The organism is Acinetobacter sp. SWBY1 (genome assembly GCF_002946595.1).
GTDB classification, from domain to species: Bacteria; Pseudomonadota; Gammaproteobacteria; order Pseudomonadales; family Moraxellaceae; genus Acinetobacter; species Acinetobacter towneri.
Genome location: NZ_CP026616.1, coordinates 1,502,126 through 1,518,650 on the forward strand (window position 1 = coordinate 1,502,126; position 16,525 = coordinate 1,518,650).

General features: G+C 42.0%; 13 protein-coding genes and 1 tRNA gene. 10 read left to right on the top strand and 4 right to left on the bottom strand.

What is annotated here, in order from left to right:
• Window positions 1-754: 754 nt before the first annotated feature.
• Complete coding sequence (locus tag C3Y93_RS07165) at window positions 755-2,989, top strand: NADP-dependent isocitrate dehydrogenase (protein ID WP_104852517.1); 2,235 nt, start codon at window positions 755-757, stop codon at window positions 2,987-2,989.
• A 190-nt stretch (window positions 2,990-3,179) separates the two neighbouring features.
• The gene (locus C3Y93_RS07170; RefSeq protein WP_104852518.1) at window positions 3,180-3,479 is read left to right on the top strand and encodes an HNH endonuclease; all 300 of its coding nucleotides are present in this window, start codon (window positions 3,180-3,182) and stop codon (window positions 3,477-3,479) included.
• Window positions 3,480-3,753: 274 nt separating this feature from the next.
• Here C3Y93_RS07170 and C3Y93_RS07175 read toward each other — a convergent pair.
• Window positions 3,754-3,840, bottom strand: a tRNA-Leu gene (locus C3Y93_RS07175).
• A gap of 177 nt (window positions 3,841-4,017) precedes the next feature.
• Here C3Y93_RS07175 and queA point away from each other — a divergent pair.
• The 3 genes from queA to C3Y93_RS07190 are packed head-to-tail and all read left to right on the top strand — an operon-like array spanning window position 4,018 to window position 6,698.
• Window positions 4,018-5,055, top strand: coding sequence for a tRNA preQ1(34) S-adenosylmethionine ribosyltransferase-isomerase QueA (gene queA, locus C3Y93_RS07180; protein WP_104852519.1), 1,038 nt, complete (start codon window positions 4,018-4,020; stop codon window positions 5,053-5,055).
• Window positions 5,056-5,080: 25 nt separating this feature from the next.
• Complete coding sequence (locus C3Y93_RS07185) at window positions 5,081-6,109, top strand: hypothetical protein (protein ID WP_104852520.1); 1,029 nt, start codon at window positions 5,081-5,083, stop codon at window positions 6,107-6,109.
• Window positions 6,110-6,131: 22 nt separating this feature from the next.
• Window positions 6,132-6,698: a LemA family protein gene (locus tag C3Y93_RS07190; protein WP_104852521.1), complete on the top strand. Its 567-nt coding sequence runs from the start codon at window positions 6,132-6,134 to the stop codon at window positions 6,696-6,698.
• Window positions 6,699-6,778: 80 nt separating this feature from the next.
• Here C3Y93_RS07190 and C3Y93_RS07195 read toward each other — a convergent pair whose 3' ends face one another.
• A complete protein-coding gene (locus C3Y93_RS07195; protein ID WP_104852522.1) occupies window positions 6,779-7,750 on the bottom strand; it encodes a sensor domain-containing diguanylate cyclase in 972 nt (323 codons plus the stop codon).
• A 175-nt stretch (window positions 7,751-7,925) separates the two neighbouring features.
• Between C3Y93_RS07195 and C3Y93_RS07200 the strand changes: the two genes are divergently transcribed.
• The 5 genes from C3Y93_RS07200 (at window position 7,926) to secF (ending at window position 13,396) form a co-directional block, all read left to right on the top strand.
• A complete protein-coding gene (locus C3Y93_RS07200; protein WP_104852523.1) occupies window positions 7,926-8,750 on the top strand; it encodes a DUF4303 domain-containing protein in 825 nt (274 codons plus the stop codon).
• A gap of 149 nt (window positions 8,751-8,899) precedes the next feature.
• Window positions 8,900-10,030, top strand: coding sequence for a tRNA guanosine(34) transglycosylase Tgt (tgt, locus tag C3Y93_RS07205; protein ID WP_004974942.1), 1,131 nt, complete (start codon window positions 8,900-8,902; stop codon window positions 10,028-10,030).
• Between the two features lie 103 nt (window positions 10,031-10,133).
• Window positions 10,134-10,463 carry a preprotein translocase subunit YajC gene (gene yajC, locus C3Y93_RS07210; RefSeq protein WP_004974939.1) on the top strand — a complete coding sequence of 110 codons (330 nt, stop codon included), beginning with the start codon at window positions 10,134-10,136 and terminating at the stop codon, window positions 10,461-10,463.
• A gap of 51 nt (window positions 10,464-10,514) precedes the next feature.
• Window positions 10,515-12,410 carry a protein translocase subunit SecD gene (gene secD, locus C3Y93_RS07215; protein WP_104852524.1) on the top strand — a complete coding sequence of 632 codons (1,896 nt, stop codon included), beginning with the start codon at window positions 10,515-10,517 and terminating at the stop codon, window positions 12,408-12,410.
• 8 nt (window positions 12,411-12,418) lie between these two features.
• Window positions 12,419-13,396 (top strand): protein translocase subunit SecF, encoded by a 978-nt coding sequence (gene secF, locus C3Y93_RS07220; RefSeq protein WP_171287415.1) that lies wholly within the window; start codon window positions 12,419-12,421, stop codon window positions 13,394-13,396.
• 90 nt (window positions 13,397-13,486) lie between these two features.
• Here the strand turns inward: secF and C3Y93_RS07225 are convergent, their stop codons facing one another.
• Together C3Y93_RS07225 and C3Y93_RS07230 are read right to left on the bottom strand one after the other, a co-directional pair.
• Window positions 13,487-14,140: a 4'-phosphopantetheinyl transferase family protein gene (locus tag C3Y93_RS07225; protein ID WP_104852526.1), complete on the bottom strand. Its 654-nt coding sequence runs from the start codon at window positions 14,138-14,140 to the stop codon at window positions 13,487-13,489.
• A gap of 75 nt (window positions 14,141-14,215) precedes the next feature.
• Window positions 14,216-16,522, bottom strand: a complete 2,307-nt coding sequence (locus C3Y93_RS07230) for a RelA/SpoT family protein (protein ID WP_104852527.1) — start codon at window positions 16,520-16,522, stop codon at window positions 14,216-14,218.
• Between the last annotated feature and the right edge of the window lie 3 nt (window positions 16,523-16,525).

Below are 16,525 nucleotides of genomic sequence, written 5' to 3' on the forward strand. Positions count from 1 at the left end.
CTGAATTCAGAGTTAACCTACAAACTTTAACACAAAACACAAGCTTTCAAACTAATTTAAAAAACTGCGTAACAACTCGGCATTTCTTCTTTACTACTTGATTTTTTCATCTATGGATTAACAAGGGTTTAGCTCACGCTTGATTATGATTTTTGATGGATCAAACGGTGCTACAAACCCACTAAAAAATACGCTTATTTTTGTAAAATTTGGACCATAAAAATAGATCTAAACTTTTAAAATATAAATCAGGCTTTTTATCTGTAGATTTCCCTCCGTTTTTGAAGAAAATCTCAACTTCTATACAAGAATTTACATTGCATCACACTGTAAAAAACCGAAGCAACATATTGATAAACATATAAAATAAATAGAATAAATATATCTACCTATCATTTTCATCGGTTATTTATCAAACATTCGACTTAAGTCGAACCCTCAACTGGTTAATTTATAATAAAATATACATATATTTTTGATGTCATATCTTCATCATACGATTTGATTAGTATTTCAACAGTAAATACTCAAGGCAATTTTTAGGTTTAAACAGGCTCGTTTTTACATTAAGCCGTGTCTTGACTCGCACAAATGCGACACATCATTTCGTAGCGAAATGGCGTCATCACTGTAATTACGTTGACTGAAATGCATAGAGAGTCGATACTCTCAAGGTTAAATTAGGCAAATCGGTTCGCAGGGGCTGAGTCATTATCTCGCTCCTAAAAAACTCAATCAAAGCAAGGGGCTATATATGGCTGGTGGAAAGTCAAAAATCATTTACACACTGACCGATGAGGCGCCATTGTTGGCGACCTACTCTCTACTGCCGATCATTGAGACCTTTACTAAGCCTGCTGGCATCGAGATTGTCAAGAGTGATATCTCTGTAGCAGCACGCGTACTCTCTGAATTCTCGGAATACCTAAGCGAAGAACAGAAGGTAGCCGACAACCTCGCAGAGCTTGGACGTCTCACGCAAGATCCAGATACCAATATCATCAAACTTCCAAACATCAGTGCTTCAGTTGCTCAGTTAGTTGCATGTATCAAGGAATTACAAGCAAAAGGCTATGCAATTCCTGACTATCCTGAAAATGAAAATACTGCAGAAGATAAAGCTTTACGCGCTCGTTTTGGCAAATGCTTAGGCTCAGCAGTAAACCCTGTATTACGTGAAGGTAACTCTGACCGTCGTGCACCTGCTGCAGTGAAAAACTATGCGAAAAAACACCCGCACTCTATGGGTGAATGGAAGCAATGGTCACAAACTCACGTTTCACACATGGATGAAGGCGACTTCTACCATGGCGAAAAATCGATGACGCTTAACCGCGCACGTAACGTAAAAATGGAACTCATCACTCAATCTGGTGAAACCATTGTACTGAAAGAAAAAGTAGCGTTACTTGACGGCGAAATCATCGATTCTATGTTCATGAGCAAGAAAGCGCTTTGCGACTTCTATGAAAAAGAATTGGATGATTGTAAAGAAGCAGGCATTTTGTTCTCTTTACACGTAAAAGCGACCATGATGAAAGTTTCACACCCGATTGTATTCGGTCACTGTGTGAAAATTTACTATAAAGAAGCGTTTGAAAAACACGGTAAATTGTTTGAAGAACTTGGCATTAACGTCAACAACGGTATGGCAGGTCTTTATGAAAAGATCGAAACCTTACCAACTTCTTTACGTGAAGAAATCATCGAAGATTTACACGCATGCCAAGAACACCGCCCTGCACTTGCAATGGTGGATTCTGCAAAAGGCATCACCAACTTCCACTCTCCAAACGACGTAATTGTAGATGCTTCTATGCCTGCAATGATTCGTGGTGGCGGTAAAATGTGGGGTGCTGACGGTAAACCTTACGACTGTAAAGCAGTAATGCCTGAATCTACTTTCGCGCGTATTTACCAAGAAATGATCAATTTCTGTAAGTGGAATGGTAACTTCGACCCACGTACGATGGGTACTGTGCCAAACGTAGGTTTGATGGCGCAAAAAGCTGAAGAATACGGCTCACACGACAAGACTTTTGAAGTTCCTGCTGCGGGTGTTGCAAACATCACTGATATTGACACTGGTGAAGTGTTGATGACTCAAAACGTAGAAGAAGGCGACATCTGGCGTATGTGTCAGGTGAAAGATGCACCTATTCGCGACTGGGTTAAACTTGCAGTAACACGTGCACGTAACTCTGGTATGCCAGCAATTTTCTGGTTAGACCCGTACCGTCCACACGAAAACGAAGTGATCAAGAAAGTTCAAAAATACTTAAAAGATCACGACACGACTGGTTTAGATATTCAAATCATGTCACAAGTTCGTGCGATGCGTTATACACTTGAGCGTGTTGCGCGTGGTTTAGACACCATTTCTGTAACAGGTAACATCTTACGTGACTACCTCACTGACTTGTTCCCAATTATGGAGCTTGGTACTTCTGCGAAAATGTTATCTATCGTTCCGTTAATGGCGGGTGGTGGTATGTACGAAACTGGTGCGGGTGGTTCTGCGCCTAAACACGTACAACAACTTGTTGAAGAAAACCACTTACGTTGGGATTCATTAGGTGAGTTCCTTGCGCTTGCTGCTTCTTTAGAAGAAATGGGTATTAAAGAAGATAATACTCGTGCGAAATTACTTGCATCAACTCTTGATCAAGCGACCAGCAAATTACTTGATAACGACAAGTCTCCATCACGTCGTACTGGCGAACTGGACAACCGTGGCAGCCACTTCTACTTGGCAAAATTCTGGGCAGAAGCACTTGCTGCTCAAGATGAAGATGCTGAGTTGAAAGCGAAGTTTGCACCACTTGCACAAGCTTTAGCTGCAAACGAAGACAAAATTGTTGCTGAACTTGCGGAAGTACAAGGTAAATCGGTTGATATCGGTGGTTACTACGCAGTAGATCAAGCTAAAGTGAATGTAGTAATGCGTCCAAGCGCAACATTCAATGCTGCTCTTGATGCAGCTCAATAAGTTGATGCAAAACTAACCTAAGTTAGTAATGTTAAAAACCAGCGCTTCGGCGCTGGTTTTTTACACCCTCATTTATATAGTGTTATGACAACTATTTCATTTTATGCTTAGATCTAAATTTTATGAATGTGAGTTATCACAGGTTAGGATTTTTCATTCAACTATAGCCATAAAATAAGGAAAACCTAAAATGGCAAATTCATGGGGAATACCAAAGCACATAGAAGATGCGGTCTTGGAGCGAGACCTGTGCTGTGTATATTGCGGCAAAAAGTTTGGCACTGAAAGAGCCAATAAGAAGTCTTGGGAACACATTATCAACGATATAAGAATTACAACCTTATCCAATATTGCATTGTGCTGTGTTGGCTGCAATGCATCTAAAGGCAATAAAGACTTAGCAACTTGGTTCCATTCTGAGAATGCTCGAAAAAGAGGCATCACCACTGAGACAATTGCAGATGTCATCAAAGTAGCTTTAGATAGTTAATAAAGCTTTTAAAATACTACAAGCCCTATAAGACACCCGATCAATCACATTTGATTATTGTATTGATCTAATAATTTAAGCTTAGCATCTGATTCCACCATGAGTACCAATGAAAAATCAGGTACTCATTTGGGTACTCATTTTCCAAAGTGACCACCTGAATTGTGGCTAATGGAATCATTAAGACTGGAGCTAAAAAATGGCACAACCCATTAATATACAGACAATAAAAAAGCCCCCAAGTCTTAATATGCTTGAGGGCTTTTCCTTTATATGGTCCCGAGGGTCGGACTCGAACCGACACGTCATCTCTGACAGCGGATTTTGAGTCCGCCGCGTCTACCAATTTCACCACCTCGGGTAGGTGTTGATGGGTATAATAAACTTTTTTGACAGCTTGTCAACGCAAGTTTTTTGCAATTGTTTAAAATTAAATCAGCTGTCATTTTTTTGATTTATAATCGACCAATTTCATCCATAAAACCTAAAAAAGCATATACTAGGCGCAGTTTTCCCAGTGTTCTAACTTGTTTTTATCATGCAGCTTTCTGACTTTAATTTTAATCTCCCCGATGAACTCATTGCTCGTTACCCACTAGCAAGTCGTAGCGCCTCTCGTCTGCTGCATCTTGATGCTCAAGGTCAGTATCATGACCATCAATTTACCGACTTACTGAATTTACTCGAAGCGGGCGATTTACTGGTACTTAACGATACCAAAGTCATGAAAGCGCGTCTTAAAGGTAAACGTGCCACAGGCGGTGCAGTGGAAGTCTTGGTAGAACGTCTGCAAGATCAATTTATTGCCCATTGCCATATTAAAGCCAGCAACTCACCAAAAGCAGGTGCAGAACTGTTTATTGGGCCTGATGCTGTAAAAGTGACCGTACAAGGTCGCTATGAAAACTTATTTATTGTCGAGTTTTCGCAGCCAATTTTAGACGTATTGGATGCCTACGGTCAGTTGCCGATTCCACCCTACTTTAACCGCGAAGCAGAAGCGATTGATACCGAGCGTTATCAAACCGTATTTAACGACCCAACAAAACTCGCTAGTGTTGCCGCACCCACTGCCAGCTTGCACTTTGATGAAGCCTTACTGCAACAGCTAGCAGATAAAGGCATTCAAAAAACCTTTGTGACCTTGCACGTGGGCGCAGGTACATTCCTGCCTGTACGTACCGATGATATTGCCAATCACATCATGCACAGTGAATGGTGTGAAGTTTCTGAAGCTGCCGTAGCGCTGATTCGTGAAACCAAAGCACGAGGCAACAAAGTTATTTCAGTGGGCACAACTGCCACCCGTGCCGTGGAAAGTGCTGCCCAAGCCCATGCAGGCAAACTTGCAGCGTGGTCGGGTGATACGCAAATTTTTATTTACCCAGGTTATCAGTTTAAAGTGGTGGATCGTTTGATTACCAATTTCCACTTGCCTGAATCCACCTTATTAATGTTGGTATCTGCGCTTTCAAGCCGTGAAAATGTCATGCAGGCTTATCAACATGCTGTGGCTGAACGCTATCGTTTCTTTAGTTATGGCGATGCCATGCTGATTGATCAAGCTCAGACTTAATTTTCAAACTGTAAAAGAAACCGCCATGCCGCTCGATACCGTGCAACACTCCATTCATATTCGACGCAAGAAGAATCAACGGGTATTTCGTAATATCGCGCGGTTATGGGATATTGGAAAAAAAGCACAAAGCCATCAAGAAATTTTGGATGGTTTGCACCCTTGGCAAGATGACATTACCTTAAAATTTGAAAATGTTTTGCCGATACTGCTGGGCATTATAGGTGTGCTATTCTGTTTATTACTCTTGATTCAACCGAGTAATATTTGGCTGCAATTTTGTTTGCTGATTGGTGTAGTCTGTATTTTTTGGGCATTTATTACCTATGAACAAGATGATCCCATTGAAGAAGTCATTGCTTTTTTAGAACAGGAAAGCATTGCTCAACGCTACCAACTGGCATGGCAACAACCACCGCAGCACCTCGCCAAAACCTTGCAACCCATTTACTTTATCGCCCATTTAAAAGCGATGTTCCCCTTATTTCATTTGGGTAATCTTTCCAATGACATTACCCGCTATGCCAGTACCGTTTGGCTTGATCAACAGGGCAAACAACATCAGGTTTTGCTTTTTGAATACCGCTATGTCAGTGAAATACGTATTAAAGACAAAAATGGCAATGATTATAAAGTCAAAGAAGTGGTGCGCTATTTATCGGGTGTCTTTGTCTTTGATGTGAAAATTCAAGGTTTAGCCATTAGCACCAATAAAAAAACTTTTGGTGCGCCCTACCATGTACCATGGCATACCAGTGACATCCGACTGAATCAAAAACTCAATTTCTTTGGTAGTGATGCGATTCAAATGGCGCGCACACTCAGCCCTGCAATGGTGTTAAAACTGGATGATTTTTTTCAGCATCAGCAAGGTGATTTGTTATTTCACCCTGAGCGGAACACGCTCTGTTTTTTAGGTAATCGCAACTTGTTTGAAATTTCCAGTAAAGCAAAAAATATTCAAGATATTTCCGCATTGCGTGGACACTTACGCACTTTTAAATTACCTTATTTAGAACAATTACAGACAGATTTGATTGATTTTCTGGACTAAGAAAATCGTCTTGGGGCAAAACATGGGTATCGCAATTTTTCTTTTGGTTGTCATCGTCTTGGTGATGCTGGGCATCATGATTCGTAACAACATCATACGCCACCATAACGCCACCATCCGCGCTTGGGCAGATGTGACCAGTTTTGAACGACAGAAATTAAAAACGCTCGAAGAACTTGCACCAGTGGTCGAACAATATGCAGGCATGGAAAAAGGCACTTTAGAAAAAGTGACTGAACTACGCCAAAATATTATGAACCTGAACATCAACAATGCCGATGTGAGTCAGTTACAACGTGTTGAAGCCTTGAGCAAAGAATTGATGCGCAGCTTAAATGTGGTGGTCGAAAATTACCCTGAACTCAAAGCCGACCAACTGTATTTAAAAATGATGCATGAAATTGATGAGCAGAACGAAAATGTCGGTGCTGCGATTACTATTTATAACCGCAATGTCGAGTTATTTAATAACTATATTCAGGTCTTTCCTAACAACATGATTAACACTGCAACCACAGCGAAAAAACCTGTGCGCGCCTTTCGGGACAACAGTGCAGCACAAAGTTTTGATTATCGTCCAAACTTTTAAGCCATTTAATTCTAAGCCGCTCCTTTGAAATTATTTATAAAAACAGCAAGCACGAAGCTTGCTGTTTTTTCAGATTTCGACTAAACACAAGACTGTGTCAGATACTGCACCTGATTACGTCCTTTGTTTTTTGCCAAATACAACAATTCATCGGCTGAATGCAGAAAATCGACCACATTGTGATACTGCTGATTTTGGTGATAGCTATTTACACCAATACTCACAGTAACTTGGGTCGTCTCCCCTGTCTTGGTATGTGGAATTTCCAGCGCATATACTGCCTGTCTAAAGTTTTCAGCAAGTTGTACAGCATCTGCCAATGGTGTTTCAGGCAATAGCACCACAAACTCTTCGCCACCAAAGCGAGCCACAAAGTCAGATGCACGCGCAAAGTGTTGTTTAAGCAACTGCGCCACACTAATCAAACAATGATCACCCTGTAAATGTCCATAATTGTCGTTATAAGGCTTGAAATGGTCGATGTCGATAAACAAGAGAGACAATGCATGTTGATGACGCACAGCACGTTTAAATTCGTTTTCTATACGCTCACTGAGCGCCTTTCGATTGGCAACCAAGGTCAGCGGGTCTTGTAAGCTCAAAGCCAGATTTTTGCGACTCAACGCTTCGAGTTCCAACTCCATTTGTTTACGCGCAGAAATATCAAACATAAACCCAATAATCGCCACAGTTTCGTTATTTTCACGAATCACATGCACCACATCACGAATCCAGACATAATCTCCTGTAGCGGTTAAGGCACGATAATCCGCTTCGTGGTCTGTGCCTTGATCGGACAAACTCACACACATATTCACGGTCTTGTCCCGATCTTCAGGATGCATCCGATCAATCCAATCTTGTGCAGTTTTCCAGCTGTCTTGCGTCCAACCCAGTAAAGACTCAATTTGTGGGCCAATATAGCTAAAAGCTTTGGTTTTCCAGTTAATCTGCCACGGAATTGCATTCGTGGTTTCCAAAAGTGTTTTATAGAATTGGTCTTCTTTTAGTGCACTGTTTATTTCACTGAATGCACTGTTTATTTCACTCATAGCCTACCCTATGAATTTATTTTAATTACAATGTAACAACTTAAGTGAGCTTTGACTACAATTTGTTCTGTCTTATTGACATTTTTCTCAGCTTTGACACAATCATGAGGTTGAGCAAAATATAAACAACAATTGCTCAAAACATAAATCCCAAAATAAAAAGTAAGCCGATAAAATGTTAGAACATATTCAGAACCTGAAAAACACCCTCATTCAAGAGTTTTTCCAACTCTATGAGCAATATGAACAAGACCAAATTTATGCCTGTGTACTGGTCTTTAATGAATATCTTGGGGTCGATTATTTAGCTGTTTCAAGCCAACGTAGCCTGTTTAATGAACAGGAAGATGAAGCACAATATTTATCTGAAGTAAATAAATGGAATATAGAAAAATGGCGTTATCGCACTCAAGCCAACAATTCTAGCGGTCTGCATCAATTTAAAAATATTTTTGCAGATTATTTTAAACAGCGACATATCTATGGCAATCCTCTGCTGAATTCCAATGACACGCTGCAATACAACCATCTTGAACTTTTACTGGATATATTTCAGCAGGCTAAACAATCTTTATCGGGCGCTTATGGCTTAGATTTAAGCCAAATTCTGTTTTTTATTCATGTGCCCAAACAGGTCGATGTAGAAATCCACTCAGCGCAATTTCTAAACGCTCCAAGTGCTTTGCTCGATGAATTCCTGCACAACAAAGCGCCTCAAACCACGATGGAACAATCCACCGCACAACCCAAGCTCAAACTACAACAAGTGGATAAAGACTTGCTGATTGATCTGGCACAACTTTTAGAAGTGGAACCGTATGATTATTTGAGCATTGCACATGAAGCCTATTTGCTCACATTAGAACCGAGTTTTATTGACAGTAATTTATATATTCAGCGTTTAATTCAGCACGTTGCTGCAATGGACAATCATGAACAAGGTGAAATTGCCTTACATAAAGAAATTACCCAACGTATTCAGCAATTTTACGCCATGTAAGCACAATAGATTTGAACAAAATATTTACTCGCAATTTTTACCAAGGAAAACGTATCTCAACTGGCAATTCCGTGCAGAATCTAGGAAAATATTGCACTTTTAGCATGAACAATCAGCGAACTGTTTTTTCGCCTTGATTTGGAACATATATGAAGTTTGAGAAATTAGGTCAGTCGGGGCGCGCCCGTCGTGGTCGTTTAACACTTGCTCATGGTGTGGTAGAAACCCCTGTGTTTATGCCTGTGGGGACGTATGGCACAGTCAAAGGCATGCTGCCACGCGATATTGAAGAAATTCAGGCACAGGTTATTTTAGGCAATACCTTTCATTTATATTTGCGTCCAGGGCTAGAAGTGATTCAGCAACACGGCGGTCTACATGAATTCATCAAATGGGATAAGCCTATTTTGACTGACTCTGGTGGCTTTCAGGTGTTTAGCTTAGGCGCAATGCGTAAAATTAAAGAAGAAGGTGTGACCTTCCGTTCGCCTATTGATGGCTCAAAGGTTTTTCTTTCGCCTGAAATCTCGATGGAAATTCAAAAAACTTTGAACTCTGACATCGTGATGATTTTTGACGAATGTACGCCTTATCCTGCAACGCATGAAGAAGCACAAAAATCTTTGCAATTGTCTTTACGCTGGGCAAAACGCTGTAAAACACATCACCATGATGAGCTACAAAACAGCAACGCGCTGTTCGGGATTATTCAAGGCGGTATGTACGAAGATTTACGTGTTGAATCTTTAAACGGCTTACTTGAAATTGGTTTTGATGGTTATGCCATTGGCGGTCTTTCGGTGGGTGAACCGAAAGAAGAAATGATCAAAGTACTGGATTATTTGCCAGCTAAAATGCCAGAAGATAAACCACGTTATTTGATGGGCGTCGGCAAGCCAGAAGATATTGTGGAAGCAATTCGTCGTGGCGTCGATATGTTCGACTGCGTGATGCCAACCCGTAATGCGCGCAATGGTCATTACTTTGTAACCGATGGCTTGGTGCGTATTCGTAACAGTAAGTATCGTCATGACCAAAGCCCGCTCGATCCGCATTGTGATTGCTATACTTGCAAGAACTTTACCCGCGCTTATTTGTTTCATTTAGAAAAATGTGGCGAAATGTTGGGGTCAATGTTGGGCACTATTCATAACTTACGTTATTACCAACGCTTTACCCAAGATATTCGCAATGCCTTAGATAACGGCACTTTCGATGAATTTGTACAGGACTTTTATGCCCGTCGTGGCCTAGAAGTACCGCCTTGTCCTGAAGATTAGTCTTTTCAGTATTTGCGCTGAGTAAAAAGACAAGGTAAATTGCAGAACAAACCCAATTTATTATCAGATCACTGATCGCCAGTTTTTAGTTTAGGAAAATGAAATGAGCCTTTTTATTTCGACCGCTCACGCAGCAGGTGAAGCTGCACAACAACCAAGCCTTGTGGCTAACCTTTTAATGATTGCAGTCTTCATTGCAATTTTCTACTTCCTGATTTGGCGTCCACAATCAAAGCGTGCCAAAGAGCATCGTACACTGATTGAAAGCTTGGGCGTAGGCAGTGAAGTGGTATTCGCAGGTGGTCTTATGGGTAAAATCACGAAAATTGAAGGTGATTTTGCAGTGGTAGAGCTGAACCGTGGTGTAGAAGTAAAAGTACAACGCGCGAGTGTCATTTCAGTTCTTCCTGAAGGCACATTAAACAACCTCTAATCAAAAAGAGTCGTGCTCACGCACGACTTTTTCATTTTAAGAAGAAAATAAATGCGTTACCCAGCATGGAAATATCTGCTCATCCTCGTTGTTCTTGTGGTGAGTACATTATATGCCCTGCCTAGCTTGTATCCAGATGAACCTGCTGTTCAAATTTCAGGTGCCAAAGCTGGTACCCAAATTGATCAAAGCATCATACAAAAAGCAGAGCAAATTTTACAATCAGAAAATATTGCCAGTCATGACAACAGCTTTACCAACAATGCTGCATTGTTGCGTTTAGACACCTCAGAAGCCCAACTCAAAGCCAAAGAAGCTTTACGTCGCGGTTTAGGTGATGACTATGTCGTGGCACTGAACCTTGCGCCAACCACACCAGAATGGCTACAAAAAATTGGTGCAAAACCAATGAAACTCGGTCTGGACTTACGTGGTGGTGTGCACTTCTTATTAGAAGTGGATATGGACAAGGCCATCAGCCAGCGTATGGAAACTTCAGCCACCGATTTACGCCGTCAATTGCGTGACAACAAGCTGAAATTTAATAGCCTTTCGCTGAATAACAACACCATCACCCTACAGTTTGCCAATAATGCAGACCGTGATGCAGTGATGGATTTCTTGCGTCGTAACGGCAATGAATACACACAGCAAGCTGTAGCCACCACAGAAGGCTCTAGCTTACGTCTGAACTATACCGATGTTCGTAAACAGGAAATTCAGTCGTATGCGGTCAATCAGAACTTAACTACTTTACGTAACCGTATTAACGAGTTAGGTGTGGCTGAAGCTTTGGTACAAACTCAAGGTAGCAACCGTATTGTAGTGGAATTGCCAGGCGTACAAGATACTGCTGAAGCGAAGCGTGTACTCGGTCGTACTGCGAACCTCGAATTCCGTTTGGTGTCTGACTTAAATGATCAATATATTGATCCGTACACAGGTCAGACTACAGGTACAGTACCACCTGGCACAGAAGCGTTTGCCTTTGAATCTTTGGACAGTGGTCGCCAATTATTATTGAACCGCAGCCGTATTTTAACGGGTGAGCGTGTTCAAAATGCGTCGAGTGGTTTTAGCCAAGATACAGGCGGTGCAGAAGTTAACATTACCCTTGATGCTGCGGGCGGTAAACTCATGGCAGATGCGACACGTAACGCTGTGGGTAAACGTATGGCGGTATTGTTTATTGAAAACAAACAACGTATTAGCTATGTGACCGATGAAACTGGCACACAAACTGAAGTACGCACCCCATATACCGAATCTGTCGTCATTAATGCTGCAACCATTCAGGCGGTATTGGGTTCGCAGTTCCGTATTACAGGTCTAGATTCCCCACAAGAAGCCTCTGAATTGGCCTTAATGCTTCGTGCAGGTGCCTTGGCAGCGCCAATGTACTTTGTCGAAGAACGTGTGATTGGTCCAAGCTTGGGTCAAGAAAACATTGATAAAGGCGTATTGTCGACTCAGATTGGCTTCATTTTGGTTGCAATCTGGATGGTGGTGTTCTTCCGTCTGTTTGGTCTGATTGCCAACTTCGCTTTAGTGTTTAACTTAGCCATGATTTTAACCGTCATGTCTTGGATTGGTGCATCACTCACCTTGCCGGGTATTGCGGGTATCGTAATTACCATTGGTATGGCGGTAGATGCCAACGTCTTGATTTGTGAGCGAATACGAGAAGAAATTAAGTGGGGGGCCTCGCCCAAACAAGCCATTGTGGCGGGTTATGACCGAGCGTATAACACTATTTTCGACTCGAACTTAACCACATTCTTGGTGGCATTCATTCTGTTTGCGATTGGTACAGGTCCAATCAAAGGCTTTGCTGTGACGCTCATGATTGGTATTGTCTGCTCGATGTTTACTGCAATTACAGTGACCCGTGCAATTGTACAAATCATCTACGGCAAAAAACGTAACTTGAAAAAGTTGAGCATTTAAGGAGATCACTGATGACTGAGAATACTCAACTGCCTTCAAAAAAATATGGCCGCCCTGATGATGAGCGCGTGATTCCGTTTATGAAGATTGCTTTGCCTGCGGCATTGCTTTCTATTCTATTAACGGTTGCCAGTATCTTCTTCATTGCCACCAAAGGTCTAAACTTAGGTTTGGACTTTACTGGGGGTATTGCTGCAGAACTCAACTATAGCAATCCAGTAAAAGCCACCGATGTTTCTAACGCATTGGTCAAAGCAGGCTTTAACGACCCTGTGGTACAAACGCTTGGTTCAGACCGCGACCTAATGGTACGTATGCCTGTGCAAGAAGATGTTGAAGCAGAAGACTTAACCAAAGCAATTACTGCTGCGGTACAACTACCAAATAACACGGCAACTGTGCCAAAGGTAGATGTGGTTGGTGGTCAAGTCGGTAATGAGCTGTACGTACGTTCTGCGGGCGCTGTAGCTTTAGCGCTGTTATTGATGTTGGTATACGTCACCATTCGCTTTGAATTCAAACTGGCAATGGGTGCGGTACTGTCATTGTTCCACGATACTGTGGTGACACTGGGTATTTTTGCCATGATGCAATGGCCATTTGACCTGACTGTATTGGCAGCGTTATTGGCGATTATTGGCTTCTCACTCAACGATAACATTGTTGTATCTGACCGTATTCGTGAAAACTTCCGTAAAATCCGTGGTGCAACACCACTTGAAGTGGTAAACATTGCGCTGACAGAAACTTTACGTCGTACCATTCACACCTCTATGACCCTATTATTGGTTGTAGTCGCAATGATGCTCATGGGCGGTGATGGTCTGAAATGGTTCTCGATTGCGATGTTTGTGGGTGTATTTGTCGGAACATATTCATCTATTTACATTGGTACAGCCTTTGCTTTATGGCGCGGTTTGAACCGTCAGGACTTCATTGTTCAAGTCAAACCTGAATTTGAAGGTGAAGAGCAAGAAATTCCATAATGCATTTCTGCTAACACCAACATTCAAGCCTATCTTCGGATAGGCTTTTTTGCGCCTTAGCATTGCGATATTTGCGCTGACGTTGCGATGTTAATGCTGAATAATATGAATCTGTGGAAATTGAAAGCCTGCGCAAGATGGTGCTGCTCGCCACGCTACAGTCAGCATACAATCTGATAAACGAAAGTTTTGATAGGCAAAATGCCCAATCTGTGGATGATGACAAATACCGCCCTGTGCATTGGGATGCATACGGGTATCCAGCTCATTGAGACTTAAACGAATGCCTAAACCTGATGCTTTCAGCACTGCTTCTTTAGTTGTCCAGACACGAAACCAATAATCAGCGTCGTGTTCCAAATCTTGCCAGTATTGGAGTTCATTGGGATGAAACGCATGTTGTGCCAAGGCATCGAAACGCACCTTACGGTCTAAGTCCTCGACATCTACGCCAACATCGAGCAATTCAAAACTGCTTACCAAAGCATAATGCTGACGGCTATGACTATGGTTAAACTGCAATTGAGGGAATGCTGTCAAAAATGGCTTGCCATGTGGGTTACGCTCAATATCGCTGTTTTGAATATCGTGTTCTAAGTATCCAGAAAGCAATTGATTCCGATGCCGATAAATCGCCTGTTTCTGCTGTTGAATCTGTTCACTGCGTACAGCACTTGGATCGGGACTAAAAATCTGCTGAATGCGGCTAACATTCACACAAATTTTTTTAGGTGTTTTATTCATCCGCCCTTCTCCATTTTGGCTGAAATACGATAGAAAAAAACCAGCAAATATGCTGGTTTTTTAAAGCGTGCTCGCTTAGCTGCCTTGCACCAAACGACGTGCGCTGATAATCCCTGGTTGCTGCTCTAAACGTGCCAACAAACGAGAAAGTTGCGCCAAGCCTTTAACCTCAATTAACAATTTCATATTGGCGATACCATCACTTTCAGAAATAGTATTCACCTGACGAATGTTAATTTGATCGGCAAAAATCACTTGGGTTAAGTCTTTGAGCAAACCACGGCGGTCATAGGCTTCCACCACAATTTGCACGCTTTGACCACGGGTTGGCTGCATTTCCCAATCGGCTTCTACCGCACGTTCAGGTTCGTTGCCAATCATACGCACATAGTCCGAACACGCCACTTTGTGAATACTCACACCACGGTTCAGGGTAATATACCCCGCAATCGCTTCACCATGCACAGGCTGACAGCATTGTGCGATATGCAGTTCAACGTTATCCAAACCATCAATCAAAATGCCATGTGCCGATAAGGTATGGCTGGCACGTGGGTTCAAGGTTGGCTTCAACACCAGTTCAGGTTCATCCTGATCTAAGTGCATGTGACGATTGACCTGATTAATTAAGGCATGCAGGCTAATATCACCATTCACCAAACCAATCAGAATGTCTTCACCTGTTTTGACGTTAAAGTGATTGCAATAATCATTTAAATCAATACTTTTTGGATGAATCGCCAAACGTGACAGTTCTTTGTTGAGCACTTCACGCCCTACTTCTAGATTTTTGCTGCGGTCCTGCTGTCTAAACCAATGACGCAGTTTATCGCGCGCACGTGCCGTTTTAATATATCCTAAAGAGTTCACCAACCAATCACGGTTCGGTTCACGGTCTTTTTTGGTCAAAATCTCGACCTGCTCGCCTGTTTTTAAGCTATAGGTGAGCGGTACATAGCGCTGATTGACCCGCGCAGCATAACATTTGTTACCCACTTCGGTATGCACATGATAGGCAAAGTCCAGCACTGTTGAGCCACGTGGTAATTCTTTAATATCACCATCACGGCTGAACACATAAATTTTCTCAAAATCTTCAAACTCTTGGATTTGTTCAAAATTTTCAGAATCATCATCTTCTTTATGTGCGCTAGCATCGTTACGTTCCTGATAATGCTCCAAAACAGAACGCAAAGAATGTAAACGATGATTAAACGAATGGTCTGTGGCTTTAGAACCTTCTTTATAATTAAAGTGTGAACATACCCCAAGCTCGGCTTCTTCGTGCATATCTAGGGTACGAATTTGCACTTCAAGCGACTTGTTTTCTGCAATTACGGCAGTATGCAATGAGCGATAACCATTGGCTTTCGGATTGGTAATGTAATCATCAAACTGGTGCGGAATATGCCGCCACAATTGATGTACGATGCCCAAAGAGTGGTAACACTCTGGAATGGTTTTCACCAAAACACGTACAGCACGAATGTCATAGAGCTGATCGAAGCTGAGGTTTTTACTCTTCATTTTTCGATAAATCGAATAAATGTGTTTCACCCGCCCGCTAATTTCGGCATGAATACCATTATTGCCCAGCTCTGTACGCAATTGCTCAATTACGTTTTGAATGTAGTTTTCACGCTCCAAACGCTTTTCATTCAGTAACGTCGCAATTTCTTTATAACGGTCTGGCGCCAAATAACGGAAGGCTAAATCTTCGAGTTCCCATTTCAGTTGGGCAATGCCTAAACGGTGTGCCAATGGCGAGTAAATGGTTAAAATTTCTCGCGCCACACGCTCCTGACGTTCTTTGGAAGCGGTTGCCAACTCACGTAATGAATAGGTACGTTCTGCCAGTTTAATTAGCACCACGCGCACATCTTCCGTCATGGAAATCAGCATTTTATAAATGCCTGTTAAATGTTCACGCTGGTTATTATTAAAATGGTCTTCTAAACGCTTATTTTTCTCAATCAGTTCAGACAACTTACCCATCGACAAGGTGCCTTTGATCAAGCCATAAACTGCTTCACCAAATTCTTCACGCACTTCATCTAACTGCATGACATTTTCACGCACGCTACGATAGAGCATGGCTGCAGACAAAGTGTCTTCATCGACATGCAAGTGCGCTAAAATATTCGCCATCTCAATACCTGTATATAAGGTATGCGATGGATGACTGACGTCTGTTTCCAGCTCTTTTTTCAGGGTGTAATTGGCAACGCGTTCTAATTGTTCAAGTGCCGCCCCATCGTAAATCCCGCGTACTCGGTCTAGCCATTCTGCTAAATCCTGTCGGGCTTGCTCGGCATGTTCTACAGTCGTTTCCTCAGACAGTTCATTTAAACGTCCAGGAAGTTGTTCACGTACTGTGACCATACC

What these genes read in the sequence shown, in the direction of transcription:
- yajC (WP_004974939.1), top strand. Translation starts at nt 10,134, where the DNA reads ATGAGCCTTTTTATTTCGACCGCTCACGCAGCAGGTGAAGCTGCACAA.
- C3Y93_RS07165 (WP_104852517.1), top strand. Translation starts at nt 755, where the DNA reads ATGGCTGGTGGAAAGTCAAAAATCATTTACACACTGACCGATGAGGCG.
- C3Y93_RS07225 (WP_104852526.1), bottom strand. Translation starts at nt 14,140, where the DNA reads ATGAATAAAACACCTAAAAAAATTTGTGTGAATGTTAGCCGCATTCAG.
- C3Y93_RS07195 (WP_104852522.1), bottom strand. Translation starts at nt 7,750, where the DNA reads ATGAGTGAAATAAACAGTGCATTCAGTGAAATAAACAGTGCACTAAAA.
- queA (WP_104852519.1), top strand. Translation starts at nt 4,018, where the DNA reads ATGCAGCTTTCTGACTTTAATTTTAATCTCCCCGATGAACTCATTGCT.
- C3Y93_RS07190 (WP_104852521.1), top strand. Translation starts at nt 6,132, where the DNA reads ATGGGTATCGCAATTTTTCTTTTGGTTGTCATCGTCTTGGTGATGCTG.
- tgt (WP_004974942.1), top strand. Translation starts at nt 8,900, where the DNA reads ATGAAGTTTGAGAAATTAGGTCAGTCGGGGCGCGCCCGTCGTGGTCGT.
- C3Y93_RS07170 (WP_104852518.1), top strand. Translation starts at nt 3,180, where the DNA reads ATGGCAAATTCATGGGGAATACCAAAGCACATAGAAGATGCGGTCTTG.
- C3Y93_RS07230 (WP_104852527.1), bottom strand. Translation starts at nt 16,522, where the DNA reads ATGGTCACAGTACGTGAACAACTTCCTGGACGTTTAAATGAACTGTCT.
- C3Y93_RS07185 (WP_104852520.1), top strand. Translation starts at nt 5,081, where the DNA reads ATGCCGCTCGATACCGTGCAACACTCCATTCATATTCGACGCAAGAAG.
- C3Y93_RS07200 (WP_104852523.1), top strand. Translation starts at nt 7,926, where the DNA reads ATGTTAGAACATATTCAGAACCTGAAAAACACCCTCATTCAAGAGTTT.
- secD (WP_104852524.1), top strand. Translation starts at nt 10,515, where the DNA reads ATGCGTTACCCAGCATGGAAATATCTGCTCATCCTCGTTGTTCTTGTG.